Source organism: Serratia sp. LTN-2 (assembly GCF_059740205.1).
On record NZ_JCAXDO010000026.1, the window covers coordinates 1 to 14,471 of the forward strand.

The 14,471-nt window shown below is 60.8% G+C and carries 11 protein-coding genes; 1 reads left to right on the forward strand and 10 read right to left on the reverse strand.

Features of this window, described 5'->3' with window-relative positions; all coding sequences use genetic code 11:
* A partial coding sequence (locus AC6BYQ_RS26035; RefSeq protein ID WP_498057751.1) for a fimbrial protein occupies positions 1–389 on the reverse strand: 389 nt, incomplete at its 3' end.
* 353 nt (positions 390–742) lie between these two features.
* On the opposite strand from AC6BYQ_RS26035, the gene AC6BYQ_RS26040 reads away from it, so the two are divergent.
* Complete coding sequence (locus AC6BYQ_RS26040) at positions 743–1,558, forward strand: winged helix-turn-helix domain-containing protein (RefSeq protein ID WP_498057752.1); 816 nt, start codon at positions 743–745, stop codon at positions 1,556–1,558.
* Between the two features lie 73 nt (positions 1,559–1,631).
* Here the strand turns inward: AC6BYQ_RS26040 and AC6BYQ_RS26045 are convergent, their stop codons facing one another.
* The 9 genes from AC6BYQ_RS26045 to AC6BYQ_RS26085 all read right to left on the reverse strand — a co-directional run bounded on the left by AC6BYQ_RS26045 (position 1,632) and on the right by AC6BYQ_RS26085 (position 14,451).
* Complete coding sequence (locus AC6BYQ_RS26045) at positions 1,632–2,120, reverse strand: hypothetical protein (protein WP_498057753.1); 489 nt, start codon at positions 2,118–2,120, stop codon at positions 1,632–1,634.
* Positions 2,101–2,889, reverse strand: a complete 789-nt coding sequence (locus AC6BYQ_RS26050) for a winged helix-turn-helix domain-containing protein (RefSeq protein WP_498057754.1) — start codon at positions 2,887–2,889, stop codon at positions 2,101–2,103. The genes AC6BYQ_RS26045 and AC6BYQ_RS26050 overlap by 20 nt, the downstream gene beginning before the upstream one ends.
* Before the next feature lie 267 nt (positions 2,890–3,156).
* Positions 3,157–3,774, reverse strand: a complete 618-nt coding sequence (locus AC6BYQ_RS26055) for a DUF2238 domain-containing protein (protein ID WP_498057755.1) — start codon at positions 3,772–3,774, stop codon at positions 3,157–3,159.
* A gap of 120 nt (positions 3,775–3,894) precedes the next feature.
* Positions 3,895–4,914, reverse strand: coding sequence for a 7-bladed beta-propeller protein YncE (yncE, locus tag AC6BYQ_RS26060; RefSeq protein WP_498057763.1), 1,020 nt, complete (start codon positions 4,912–4,914; stop codon positions 3,895–3,897).
* A 243-nt stretch (positions 4,915–5,157) separates the two neighbouring features.
* Positions 5,158–6,018, reverse strand: a complete 861-nt coding sequence (locus AC6BYQ_RS26065; RefSeq protein WP_016929399.1) for an isochorismatase — start codon at positions 6,016–6,018, stop codon at positions 5,158–5,160.
* A gap of 3 nt (positions 6,019–6,021) precedes the next feature.
* The gene (locus AC6BYQ_RS26070) at positions 6,022–7,650 is read right to left on the reverse strand and encodes a (2,3-dihydroxybenzoyl)adenylate synthase (protein WP_498057756.1); all 1,629 of its coding nucleotides are present in this window, start codon (positions 7,648–7,650) and stop codon (positions 6,022–6,024) included.
* 7 nt (positions 7,651–7,657) lie between these two features.
* A complete protein-coding gene (locus AC6BYQ_RS26075) occupies positions 7,658–8,863 on the reverse strand; it encodes an isochorismate synthase (RefSeq protein ID WP_063919665.1) in 1,206 nt (401 codons plus the stop codon).
* A 212-nt stretch (positions 8,864–9,075) separates the two neighbouring features.
* Positions 9,076–10,332, reverse strand: a complete 1,257-nt coding sequence (gene entS, locus AC6BYQ_RS26080; protein WP_498057757.1) for an enterobactin transporter EntS — start codon at positions 10,330–10,332, stop codon at positions 9,076–9,078.
* A 174-nt stretch (positions 10,333–10,506) separates the two neighbouring features.
* Positions 10,507–14,451: an enterobactin synthase subunit F gene (locus AC6BYQ_RS26085; RefSeq protein WP_498057758.1), complete on the reverse strand. Its 3,945-nt coding sequence runs from the start codon at positions 14,449–14,451 to the stop codon at positions 10,507–10,509.
* Between the last annotated feature and the right edge of the window lie 20 nt (positions 14,452–14,471).

Genomic DNA, 14,471 nt, shown 5'->3' on the forward strand with positions numbered 1-14,471 from the left:
CCGGAGCCGTCGGTGATGGCCACGGCGGCGCCCTTGGCGTTGCCGGTGATGCCCAGCAGACCGTTGTTGGCCTGGGATTCCATGCCGGTAAAGGTCAGCGCCACTTTGTTTTTCACCAGCGCGCCGGTCACGGCGTCGGCGTCAAACGTACAGTTCTCCAGATCGATGGAGAAGTTGCGCGGGGTGGACTGGCCGCCGTTCAGCAGCGCCACCTTGGAGATCTGACCCAGCTCAACGGTCTGATCGACGGAATCCGGGTTAATGGAGCACGGCGCATCGATAATCGAGCCGGTGAAGGTCACTTTACCGTGGCCCTGGTCGGCCGCGAATGCGCTGGAAGACATACCAAAGGCAACCACTGCCGCCATCATGATGTTATTCAGTTTCATAGTTCTTACATTCCTTAGTAAGTAAATAAGCGTTGAACGTTTAAAAACGACTGGTTTTCTCCTGCAAAAGAAACACCCCGCCTGATTTATATATTTCAGGCACATGGATTGCTCTCCGCTTTCAGCTATCCAACCAGTGGGAACAAATTTACACGCCACCACGTCAAAATAAAACGATATACTGCATAACGAGATAAATACAGTTTTATGCGCTGCATAATAAAGAAAAATAGAATTTGATATAAAAAAATAGCTTTAATTATTGGTAATTATTTTAAAAACCCTATAGATTAATAAATAATTAACCCTTTCATTATATATATTAAGAAAATTCTCTACTGCAAGAATCGCGCATGATTGAAAAAACAAAAATAAGACCCGAGAATAATCCCTCAAAAGGAAACCTGAAGGATAAAGATATGATTATAGAAATTAACAAGGGGATTCTATACAATGAAGACGAGAATACTTTGGCCCATACAGACAATATCGAGAACAAAATAGTCTTGCTCAAGCCGGCTAGCCGGTTGCTTTCATTATTTATCCAGAACAATAAGAAACTGCTGTTGCGTGAACGGCTGCTTAATGATGTGTGGGTAGACCATGGATTAAAAGCATCCAACAACAACTTAAATAATTACGTGTCGGGCTTGCGAAAATCCTTAGCCCAACTGGGTGCCGAAGAGATTATTGTCACCTATCCCCGGCAGGGGTTTAAATTCAATGCCGAAAGTATTCGTGAGATTGATAAACCCAACGGTGAATACAGCAATATCGCCGATAACAAAACCAAGGTTTCCCCTGCATTGCCACCAATAAAAAGGGGGGTTGGCATTCCGCGGGGATTACAGCGATGGGTTATGCTCATCGCTATTTGCCTGGCTCTCTTCTTCGCCATCGAGTTTTATCAACAGGGCGCCCGCACCAATATGCATCTGTTGGGTAAATATGAGCTTTGCCAAATCTATAGCGTGAATTCACGCGGTGATGCCCTGCCCAAAATCAGACAGCGGATACAGCACGCCGGTTTTAACTGCCAAAGCCCAGCCGACGTGTATTACTACGACAGCATCCGCGACGAAACCGCGCAAAAAGACCAGGCGTTGCTGACCTTCTGCCCTCGGGAACCCAAAAAACCCTGCACTTATAATTACATCGATAAAGCGTAGCGTTGATATTGCAAATTGACCTCACCAGGCAGCGTAACATTAACATCCCCTTGGGATTAACCAAGGGGATGCCCTAAGGCGTGGCGCACACGAACAGCGGCGCATGGTTATCCGCGAATAAGAAATGCCGGCTGTCGATCCGCTCAATACGCCAGTGCAGCTGCATGCCTTGCTCCGGTAACCGCCGGTTAAAATCTTCAAGCTTTATCGAGTCATGCGGCCTTTTTATATTTTCCTTAACCAACAGCGTGTAGTTGCTTCCCTGCCGCCGATAGTCCAACACCAGCACGCGGGAAACGACATAGCGCTCCTTGCCGTCATACACCCTGCCGTTCAGCAAAATATTGATCCGCCGCCGGCCGTCGGGAACCACATTAACCAGAACAATACGTTCAACGCTACGCCCGGCGACGTTGTCGGTCACATGCTCCACCGCCCGGCATTCCGGAATTTGCGGTTTGAAAAACAGAAAATAAGCAGCAACGGCGCAGCAACCAAGAGCCGACAATGCCAGCAAGAGGTAGCCGTATCGCCTCATCAACTTATAGCCCCCAGCTTTCATAAAAACTCTCACATTGCACTTTGTTATCTGCCATTTGCGACTGCGGGCAATAATAAAAGTAGGAGGTTCGGGTCTTCCCGGAACCGTTTGGCGCCAACGCTTGCGTATCGTAATAAAGCAGCGTCGCCGGCTCGTCGCATTGGATTTGCGGGCGTCGTTTCAACATGTCGCGCAGATGAGTTAAATCAACTTCACTGACTACCGGCTGATGAAAGGTGGTGACCAGACGAACATTGCAACGACCGATGCTACCCACCTCGAGCATACTGGCCGGCTGATATCCCGTATCCCACCAGGCCCAAAGGGCGCTGCCCGCAGCCAACGCGAGCAATGCGGCCAGAGCGGCTGATTTAAGCGGCCTAAAGCTGCGCGCAACGGGCATCACGTCAGCACCAGCCGGCTCTGCATCAGGCTCCACCCTATTTTCTGCCAGGCTATCCGCCGTTTTTATCGTCGCGGCGGTGAACATGAAACCTTGTCGCGGCAAAGTGACGATAATCTCCTCCTCGCCGAGCGAAGAAAACGCTTTGCGCAAGATCGAAATCGTGTTGTTGAGGTTGTTGCCGGAAGCGACCTGGCCGTGCGCCTCCCACACCTGCGTCAGCAAAGTTTCACGGGAAAGCACCTGATGGTTGTTTCTAACTAGCGTGGAGAGCAAACGGTTCAGCGTGGCCGTCAGCGCAATTGGCGGGATATCATCATGCAGCGAGACCAGCTCCGATCTATCTTCATGATACTTAATATTATTATTAATTATATATCTCATCATTCCCTGCGCCATAAACTGATTAACGCTAATTACCCCCGACCAGGCATGGCGATATTAGCATAGCGACAAGAATAAGAAAATTCCTAACAATTAAAAGTAAACTCAATAAAATCAAATAAATAACCGAAAATCATATAAAGTAAGAAGCCAAATTTTCAATGGCGATTATCTCCCGACGATCGCCCCTGCACGGGTACATGCATCGCCAACTGTATAAAGAAAACCCGCCATACGGCGGGCTATTGCGATGTGTTCATTTAAAGTTTCTCAGCCTAAGCGAGCGATTTGCCGATCCTGCCAGCGCCCGAACAGCAACAAGCCGCATATCGCCCCGAGCAGCGCGCAGAACATGTCGGACTGGGTGTCCCACGGGTCGCCCTGGGTGCCGAGAAACTCGTCGGCGCCCTGACCCAGCGCCAGCGCCGCCCACCACTCGATCAGCTCATACAGGGCGCTGATGGCCAGCGCGATGCAGCACACCACGAAGCCCAACATCTTGCGCCCCTGCACATAGCCGCCACGCAGCAGGATCTCGCGCGCCGCCAGCGCCGGCACCAATCCCTGAAAGAAATGCCCCAGTTTGTCGTACGGGTTGCGGCCAAGATCCAGCCACTGCTGCACCTCAAACCCCAGCGGCACGCGGGCATAGCTGTACATACCGCCGAAAATCAGAATCAGCGCGTGGAAGAAAATCAGCGTGTAGAGCAGCGGCGTCAGCGGGTAACGGCGGTGGGTCAGCCACAGCAGCGGCAAAACAATCAAGACCGGCGCCACTTCCATCAGCCAGGTGGTGCGATCGTAAGGATGAATGCCGCTGTGGATCAGCGCCGCCAGCAGCAGCAGGGTGCTCACAGACAACAACAGCGGAGAGCGTGAAACGGGCATATCCAACGTTCCTTCGGGTCAATAAGGCAATCCACTCTTTATACCGCAGATCGCACGGCGAAAAAAAACAGGCGGAGCGTCGCCGCTTCGCCTGTTCGAGGTGTGCTTACCTGGGTGAGATTATTTCAGCGCTACGCGGATCACGTCGTCCGGCGCGGTCGCTTCTTTCTCGCGGCTGGAAGCCTGTTTGACGCTGACATACAGCGTTTGGCCATCCGGCGACAGCGCCAGGCTGTTCGGATGGGTCGGCGTCTTGATGGTGTTCAGCACCTTGTAGCTCTTGGCATCGATCACGCTCACTTCGCCCGCCTGGCGGTGGGTGACGTAAACTTCATTGCGCGCCGGGTTGAACAGCACCGCCAGCGATTCCGGCACGTCGATCTTGCTCAGGATGTTGCCGTTGCGGGTATCCACCACCAGCACCTGCGGCTGCTTGGAATCGGTGATGAAAGCGCGGTGAGTGGCGGTATCCAGGCTGATGTTCAGGAAGAAGTGCTCTTTAGACTCATCCAGCTTCTTGCGCGACAGCACCTTGTTGCTCTGGGTGTCGATGGTCACCAGCTCGCCGTCGGCGTTGGTGACATACAGGCGTTTGGCGGCGGCGTCCAGCGCCAGGCCGGTGCCGTATTTGCCGGTGTCGGTCACGGTGGCGCGCAGGGTCAGATCCTTGCCGTCCACCACCCACACCACGCTGAAATCCCCCAGCCCGGTGATGTACAGCGTATCGCTGTCGGCATCCGCCACCAGTTCGCGCGGCGCCAGCGGCTTGACGGTTTCGGAGCGCTGGCGCGCGTCCAGCACCAGGCGGCCTTTCACGTCGCCGGTTTTGGCGTCGATCGCGGTTACCGAGTTATTGACGGTGTTGCCGAAGAACAGCGTGCCGGTCTTGGCATTGACGGCGGCGCCAAACGGCTTGATGTCGTTATGGATAATCTGGGTCACATCCAGCGTGGTCGGATCCAGACGGTAGACGATGCCGCCCTTGTCCAGCTTGCGGCTCTGCGAGGTGGCCAGGTAGAGCGCGTTTTCGCTCGGGCTGTAAGCCATTTCATAAGCGCCTTTGCCGACCGGCTTGCGCAGCACTTCCGGCGCGGTTTGCGCCTGCAAGGTGTTGGAGAACAGCAGCGTGGACAGCAGCATCAGCGGGAATGCCGCACGTTTTCCCTTGGTAATCAAAGTATTCATCAAAATCTCCTTATATCCTTCATACTTGCAGCTACATCGGCGTTGGCTGCGCTCGCTCGCCCCAGTCACTTACCTGAGTAAGCTCCTGGGGACTCACGTTCTGGCCGCCTTGATGCAGCTGCAACTATTTTGGATATGGGTCAAAAGAGCGGCGTTTTATGTCAAACCAGACGGCCGCCGCATTATCGTTATTAAAAATCAGGCTTTCTCTTCGGAAAGCAGCGCCCACCAGCTGTCGATGGTCGGGTTGCGCGCCAGCGCGATAAAGTCGATGTCGCTGCGGATCTTGCGCCAACGAGTCGCCAGTTCCATGATGCGCACCGAATCCAGCCCGTAATCGATCAGGTTTTCATCGTTGCCCATGTCTTCGCTGTCTTCGTCCAGCAGCGGCAGGATCTGCTGACGCAGCGCATCGATGCTGGCGATACCGGCCGCCGGCAGCAGAGACGCGGTGGTCACCACCCGGCCGCAGCGGCCGGCGGTGTAGCGCAGCGCCATCAGGTGTTCGTCGCGCGAGAAGTCCGCCAGACCATCGGCCACCATGAACGGCTGGATGTTGCGCATGAAGGCGTCGATGGCGGTGGTCAGGCAGCCGATGTGCGCATACACGCCGCAGATGATCAGCTGATCGCGGCCGGACTCCTGCAGGATCTCCTGCAGCGGTGAGCGATGGAAGGCGCTGTAGCGCCATTTCACCAGCACCGTATCGTCTTCGTCCGGCGCCAGCGCGGCGGTCACCGCCTGCTGCTCAGGGTGCTTGTTCAGGCCCGGCCCCCACATGTCGTTCAACAGCGCGCGATCTTCATCGCTCTGCTGGTTCGGCTGCGCGGTATAGAACACCGGGATGCCCTGCTGCTTGCAGTAGCGGCGCAGGTTGGCGATGTTCTCCACCACCTGTTTAATCAGCGCGCTGTCCTCGCCCCAGAAGTTGAGGAAATACTGCTGCATATCGTGGATCAACAGCGCGGCGCGCTGCGGCTCCACCTGCCAGGTGACTTTATTTTGCGGCAGTTCGTCCGCCGTCGGCAGCGCGTAATCATTAAGTTTTGGAATGGCCATCGATTAATCTCCCTGAGCCTGAGTCTGTAATTGCGCTTCGAGCTGCTGGCGCAGCCGTTTTTTGTCCACTTTGCCGACCGGGGTCAGCGGCAGGCTGTCCACCTGAATAAAGCGATCCGGCAGTTTGAAGTCCGCCACGCCCTGTTCACGCAGGTGACGGCGCAGCACCACCGGTTTCAGCGGCGCGTTGGCGATGATATAGGCGCAGCTCTTCTCCCCCATCAGCGCGTCCGGCATCGACACCAGCGCGGCATTGATCACGTCCGGATGACGCTGCAGCAGGTTCTCGATCTCCTCGGCAGCGATCTTCTCCCCGCCGCGGTTGATCTGGTCTTTTTGCCGCCCCTGCACGGTGATGTAACCGTCTTCGCTGATGCTGATCAGATCGCCGGAGCAATAGAAACCGTCGGCGTCGAAAGCATCGGCGTTGTGCGCCGGGCTCTGGTAGTAACCACGGAAGGTGTAAGGCCCGCGCGTCATCAACCGCCCGACCTCGCCCGCCGGCAACGGATTGCCGTCGTCATCCGCCACCCACACCTCGTCGTCCGGCGACATCGGCCGCCCTTGCGTCGCCAGGATGTGGCGCTCGTCGTCGTCCAGTCGGGTGTAGTTCACCAGCCCTTCCGCCATGCCGAACACCTGCTGCAGTTGGCAGCCGATTTCGTTCTGAATGCGCGCCGCCAGCGTTTCGCCCAGCTTGGCACCGCCCACCTGCAGCAGTTTCAGGCTGGCAAGCTGGGCATTGCCGCCCCACTCTTCGATCGCCTGCAGCCACAACGTGACCGCCGGCGGCACCAGCGCCGTCACGTTGATTTGGTGCTGTTCAATCAGGCGGAAACATTGCCCGGCGTCTGGATCGGCGGCGAACACCACCAGCCCGGCGCCATAAAACACGCCCAGCACGCCCGGCGAACTCATCGGGTAGTTGTGCGCCACCGGCAGCGCGCACAGATAACGGGTCTGCGCATCGAAACGGCAGATCTCCACGCTGCGGCGAATGCTGTAGTAGTAGTCATTGTGGGTGCGCGGGATCAGCTTCGGCGTACCGGTGCTGCCGCCGGAAAGCTGGAAGAACGCCACCCGATCGGCCGCGGAAGGCTGCGCGACGAAATCGTCGCTCGCTTCGCCCAGCCAGGCGGCCAGCGCCAGCTCACCCTCGGCCTGGCTGCGCAGCGCCACGACCCGCAGCGAAGGATGCGCATCGCGGAAGGCGCTCAGGAATTGATCGTCGGCAAACAGCGCGTGCTGGCGATCGGCGATCAGCAGCGCCGGTTTGATCTGCTCGGCATAGGCGTTCAGCTCGCTGCGCTGATGGCTGAACAGCGCGTTGACCGGCGCCACGCCAATTTTCAGCAGCGCGAAGAACACGATATAGAACTCCGCCACGTTGCCCAGCTGCACCAGTGCGGTGTCGCCGGATTTCACGCCGCGGCGCAGCAAAGCGGCCGCCAGGCGATCGGAGCGCTGTTGCAGTTCGCGATAGGACAGGCTGCCCTGGGCGTCGATGATCGCCGGAGCGTCATTGTTGGCCTGGCGGTCGAGGATCTCGGTCAGCGGCTTGTCAATCCAGTAGCCGCGCTCGCGATAGCGGCTGGCGAACTCCGCCGGCCAGGGGGTAAAGGCAATGCTCATCTTGTCGTTATCCTTGATTCATACCAAAGGCACGCAGAATGGTGCTGAGTTTGGTGCCTGTTTCATGCCATTCAGATTCGGGTGAAGAGTCTTCCACGATGCCGGCGCCGGCGAACAGCCGTACCCGGTTGCCGTCAACGGTGCCGCAGCGGATAGTCACTACCCACTCGCCGTTGCCTTCGTCGTCGCACCAGCCGACGATGCCGCCGAACAGGCCGCGATCGAATGGTTCCAGCTTGCCGATCAGGGCGTGCGCCTGGGCCGTCGGCATGCCACACAGCGCCGGCGTCGGGTGCAGCAGGCAGGCCAGCGACAGGGCGTTTTCGTCGGGAGATGCCGCCTCGCCGTCGATCGGCGTGGAGAGATGCCACAGCGTGGTGGTGGTCAATAATTCAGGGGTTTGCGGCACGTTCAGGTAGCGGCAGCGGCCGGCCAGCACGTCACGCATGCTTTCGGTGACGATGCGATGCTCGTGGCGATCTTTCGCCGAGGCCATCAGCCGCTCTCCCACTTCGCGATCGCGCTGCGGGTCGGCCTCGCGCCGGGCGGAACCGGCCAGCGGGTTGGAATAGAAACGTCCGCCGTCCTGGCGCAGCAGCAATTCGGGGCTGGCGCCCAACAGCGCGCCCTGCTCCAGCGGCACATGGAAATGGAAACCGTGCGGGTTCTGGGCAATCACGCGCGCCATCAGCGCATGGCGATCCACCGGCTGACGCGTTTCGATCTCCAGCAGGCGCGACAAGACCACTTTGTCCAACTCACCGGCCTTCATCGCGTCGACGGCGTCGCTGACCATGTTCATGAACGGCTGCTGTGGAGGCAGCTCCGTTACCCCGGCCAGCTCCGGCCCGTCCGCCGCCGGCCTAACGCCGGCCATAAAGGCGGCGCGATCGAACCAGCGACTCTGCTGCGGAATAAACAGCGCCGAAGGCTGCCGGGTATCGAACGGGATGGCGCCGCACAGCAGCGGCTTTTTGATGCCGGCCTGTCGGGCCTCGGCAAACGCCTGCCGTACGCTGCGCTGGAACTCGCCGTTCAGATCGGCGCCGTCTGCGGCCGGCAGGCGAATGCGGCTGAAACAACCGGTGGTGGTCAGACTGCGGAAAGGAGAAGTAAAGAAGAAGCCCGACGCCGGAGAAAAATCAGCGGCAAATCGCTGCTCTTCGCACTCCTGCACTTCCTTTCGATTGATGTCGTTCACGGCAGTATCCATCGCTTCGCCCTCAAGAATTTGAAGTGATAACCAATATAATAATGATTATCATTTGAGTTAATTCCGCGCTAAATTACTCGCCGATATTTGCTATGTCAATAAACGTAAGCACTTCTTTCATTTCGAAATCATGACATAAACGCTGTGGGTTTTACGCATGCCGATGATAAGCATTGCTATTTGATCCCACAGCGTTGTCTTAACGCGTTCGACTACTTTTCCGTAGCCGGCTGCGGCTCCGGTTTGTGCATCGTGACCTGACGCAAACCGGTCATGGCGAACAACAGCAAGATGCCGAGCGCCGCCGCGCCGAAGCCAAAGCCGCTGGCGCTCATCGCCGGCAGCATAAAGGCGCCCATCGCCCCCAGCAGCAACGCGCCCAGCGCATCGCCCACCACGTTCTGCGCCGTCCACAGGCCATTGATGCGGCCGAGGAAGTTGTCCGGCGTCAGGCTCTGGATCAGACCGTATTGCAGCAGCGAGTTCAGCGCGCTCAGGTAGCCGAACGCCACCAGACACAGCAACGCCAGGCTGTACCACGGCATCAGGCCGAACAGGCCAATGGCGGCGAACGCCGCGATCGCCGTCAGCAGCATCACCCAGCCGGGGCGCGCCACGTGCGCCACGCGCCCGCTGGTGAACGCGCCGATGGCCGCGCCGAGCGGCACGGCGGCGTACATATAACCGAGGTGGGCAGCGTCGATGTGCCAACCTTCCGCCATCGCCGGGTACAGCACGCGCACCGCGCTGGCCATGGTCAGCAGCGCGCCGATCAGCGCCACCATGCCGATCACCTTGTTCTGGAACAGGAAAGCGAAACCGCCCGCCAGCGCGCGCAGCGGGTGTTCACGCGGCTGCGGCGGTGGCATCAGCTGCGGCAGGCTCAGCAGCGGCAGCAACGTCAGCAGGGTGCCGAACGCCGCCAGACCGTAGTTCCAGGCGATGCCCATATGGGCGATCACCAGGCCGCCGATCGCCGGAGAAAGAATCGAGCCGAAGCGCACCGTCAGCATGCTGATGGCGCCCGCCTGCACGATGTTTTCGCGGCCCACCAGCGCCGGCGTGGCCGCCAGCAGCGCCGTCACCCCCACCGCGCCGAAGAAGCCGTCCCACACCGCCAGCAGATAAATGGCCGCCAGCGAAGGCGACGGCAGCAGGGCGTTGAGACACAGGCCGACAAAACCGACGCCGCAGGTGGAACGCGCAAACAGAATCAGCCGGCGTCGCTCATAGCGATCGGCCAATACCCCTCCCATCAGCAGCCCAGCGAACATGCCGCCGCCGGCCAGCGTCACCGCCAGCCCGACCTGCAGGGTGGAACCGGTCAACGCCTGGATCTGCACCGGGATGGCGATCGCCATCAACCCCAGCGCCACAATGGAGATAAAGCGCGCGCAGAACACCGCGCGGAAAGCCCGGTTGGTTTTCAGCAGGCTAAAATCAAGCAGGATGGAGGGTTTGCTACTCATCGGTTGTTCACCACATCTTTAAACGGGGATTCTGCAGTTGCGGGGCGCTATGCTAGCACAGATGACGAAATCAATAATGATAATAAAACTCATTGATATTCAATTGTGAGCGACCGCAAGAAACGCCGCCAAACGCGGGATAATCCCGTGCCTGGCGGCGGGATGAGGGCGTCATTACAGCGTGCGCAAGATCCGGTTCAGCAGCGGCCCCAGCACTTTGAACGACGCCGGCGAAACGATATCGACGTGCGCACAGTCCAGCTCGTGCGCCTGCAGCGCATCGACGTACTGCGACCAGGTTTGCTGCACGTCCATCCCTTCCTGCAGCGTGCGTTTAGCGACGAACAGCGTCGCCTGGCCGTGGAAACGGGCGGTCCGCGTGTGCGACAGCAACCGCACCGAATCGGCGTAGTTGGCTTCGATGTTGTCGAACATCGCCGTGCGCGTCTCGCCTAGCGCCGGATCGAGCGTGTCCTGCGACACCGCCAGGAACTGCTCGCGCTCGCGCTGCACTTCCTTCAACACGTTGTCGTCCAGCATCACGTCCCAGTTTTGGGTCTCCGGCGGATAGGTATCCAGCAGGCCGAGGAACGCCACTTGCTCGCCGCGCGCCTGCAACCGGGCGGCGATGCCCTGCGCCAGCGTGCCGCCGAGCGAATAACCGATGAAGTGGTACGGCCCGTGCGGCTGCACCTGCAACACCGTCTGCAAGTGGGCATCCACTACCTGATCCATGTCTTCGCTCAGCGCCAGCGGGCCATCCGGCCGCGGCGACTGGATGCCGACCAGCGACCAGTGCTGGTCGAGATAGCGCGGCAATACGCTGAACTGCCAGGAGAAGCCGGATGCCGGATGCAGACAGAACAGCGTCGGCCCCTCGGTGACGCGCAGCGGCAATACGCTGTCGAAGCCACTGCGATCGGCCTCTTCCTGCGTGCGATCCTCCGCCAGCAAGGCGGCCAGCTGCTCAACGCGCGACGCCACCATCACCTGGCCGACGGACACCGCCTTGCCCAGATCGCGGCGCAGCTCCGCCGCCAGGCGCATCGCCAGCAGCGAATGGCCGCCGAGCGCGAAGAAATCGTCGTCGGCGAACACCTGCTCGCGCTGCAGCAAACGGGCGAATACCGCCGCGATCTCGCTTTCCAACCCGGCCTGCGGCGTCCGCCCCGCCTTGCGTTCACCGCCCTGCGGCTGCGGCAACGCCTTGCGATCCAGCTTGCCGTTGGCGCTCAGCGGCAAATCCTGCATTTCCACCAACGCCACCGGCACCATGTGCGGCGGCAGGCGGTCGGCCAGCGCCGCACGCAAAACTTCCGCATCCCAGCTCGCGCCGGGTTGCATCACCAGATAACCCACCAGCTGGCGCGCATCGCCGCCGGCGTCCACCGGCGTACCCTGCAACACCAGCGCGTGCGTCACCGCCTGGCGCACGCCCGGCAGCGACAGCAAGGCGTGGTCGATTTCACTCAGCTCGATACGCTGCCCGCGGATCTTCAGCTGATCGTCGCTGCGGCCCAAATATTCCACCGCGCCGTCCGGCAGCCAGCGCGCCACGTCGCCGGTGCGGTACATCCGTCCGCCCTCGCCGAACGGATCGGCGACAAAGCGGCTGGCGGTCAGATCCGGCCGGCCAAGGTAGCCGTGCGCCAGCTGCACGCCGGTCAGATACAGATCGCCCGCCACGCCCGGCGGCACCGGCCGCAGGCGCGCGTCCAGAATGCGCAACCCGGTGTTCCATACCGGCAGGCCGATCGGCACGTTGGCGCCGGTCACCTTCGCCAGCGCGTCGCCGTAGGCCGGATGCCAGGTCACGTCCACCGCCGCCTCGGTCGGGCCGTAGAGGTTGTGCAACGGCACCGCCGTGCGGCTTTGCCACAGGCGGCACAGCTCCGCCGGCAGCGCTTCGCCGCTGCAGAACACCTGGCGCAGCGCGGCGCAGCTCGCCACCGCCGCGTCGTCGTCCAGGGCAGCGACGAAGGCCGCCAGCATCGACGGCACGAAGTGCAGCGTGGTAATGCGATGTTGTGCGATCAGCTGTTGCAGCTGCTGCGGGTCGCGGTGCGCCTCCGGCGGCGCCATCACCAGCCGGGCGCCGACCATCAGCGGCCAGAAGAATTCCCACACCGAGACGTCGAAACTGCATGGCGTTTTCTGCAGCACCGCGTCGTCCGCCCCCAGCGGGTACTGGTGCTGCATCCACAGTAAGCGGTTGACGATCGCCTGATGGCCGACCAGCACGCCTTTCGGACGCCCGGTGGAGCCGGAGGTAAAGATGATATAGGCCGCATGGTCCGGCGTCGGGCCCGCGATCGCCACCCCGGCGGCGTGATCGGCCGCCAGCGGCGCGTCATACAGCAAGATCTCGCCCTTGTCGGCGAAACGCGCCTGCTGCGCCGGGTTGGTGATGACCAGCCGCGGCGCGGCGTCTTCCAGCATCATCGCCAGCCGCTCGTCCGGATAACCGGTGTCCAGCGGCAGATAGGCGGCGCCCGCTTCCACGATCGCCATCAACGCCAGCGACAGGAACACCGAACGCGGCAGTGCCACCGCCACGATGTCGCCCGGTCGCACGCCCTGCGCCACCAGCTGGCGCGCCAGCGCCGTGACCTGCTCGCGCGTTTCGCGGTAGGTGAAGCTGAAATGCGCATCCGCCAGCGCCGGTGCGTCCGGCGTGCTTTGCGCCTGCTGCGCCAGCAGTTGGCTCAGCGTGGTCGCCGGCACCGGATGCGCCGTGTCGTTGACCCGCGCCAGCAGCGCATGATCGTCGGCGGTCAGCATGTCGGCTTCGCCGATCGGCAACGTTGCCTGTGCGGCGAACTGCGCCAGCAGCAGCGGCAACCGCTGCAGATGCGCCAGCAGTTCCTGACGGCTGTAACGCTCGGCGTTGGCCAGCAGCTCCACCTTCAGCTGATGGTGTTCGTCGATAAACAGCGCAATCTCCAGATCGCGCACCGGCCCGGAGGCCAGATCGTGGGTAATGCCTTCGATACCGGCGAAGTCCAGCTGGTAATCGAACATTTTGAAGTTGAAGACCGTACCGTACAGCGGTTCACCGTCGCCGATGCGCCCCAGATCGCGCTGCACCTGTTCAGCGTCGTAGCGCTGATGGCGGCGCACCGTTTTCAGCTCGCGGCTGATGCGGGCGGCGGCCTCATACAGCGTGGCCTGCGGCTCGAGGTGCATCTCCATCGGCAGCACGTTGATCACCGGGCCGGCGGCGCACAGGGCGGCCGATCCGGTACGGCGCATGAAGATAAAACCGGCGCTGAAGCTCGGTTGGCCGCTCAGACGCGACACCCACAGCGCCACCAGCGCCACCGCCATATCGGCGGCGTTCAGCTTCTGCTGCGCGCCGCACTGCACCAGTTCGGCGAAGGCCTGCGGATCGCAGCGCTGTTCCAGCCGGTGGATGCGCGGCGTGGGCGTTTGCCCGGCCAGCGGCTGCGGACAGAGCGTGGCCGGCGGCGGCAGCTGCCGTGCTTTTTCGCGCCAGAAATCGGCGTCGCGTTGCCAGGCCGGGGCCTGCCGGTAAGCCTGGTATTCCGCCACCACGTCGCTGAACGCCGTGAAAGGCGTCGGTTCCAGCGCGTCGCCGCGGCAAAGATGGGTGTAAATCGCCGCCACGCGGCGCGCGATGGCGGTGAAGCTGAAACCGTCCACCAGCAGATGGTGATAGCGCTGATACCAGAACCAGCGGTCATCCGCCAGACGCATCACCACATGACGATACAGCGGCGCGCCGCTGCCGGCGCGCAGATCGCTCGCCAGATCGATGTCCATCAGCGCGCGCGCGGCGGCTTCAGGATCCGGCGACGTCGTCAGATCGACAAGTTCCGGCGCGTGCGCCGCCAGCGTGTCATCCAGCCATTGCACCGGCACGCCGTCGCGTTCCGCAAAACGCAGGCGCAGCATGTCCACCTCGCCCAGGCCCTGGATGATGGCCTGCAGCAGAGGCTCCACGGCGACAGGGCCGTTGAGTTCGATGGCGTGAGCCACCGCGTAGGCATTGCGATGCGGGGAGATTTGATCGGCGACCCAGATGCCGGGTTGTGCCGCGACCAGCGGCCATTCGCCCGCAAGCGCCGGGCCGCTGAGAGAGTTAGGGGTGTGTGACACTGCTTATTGCTCCCGTGATT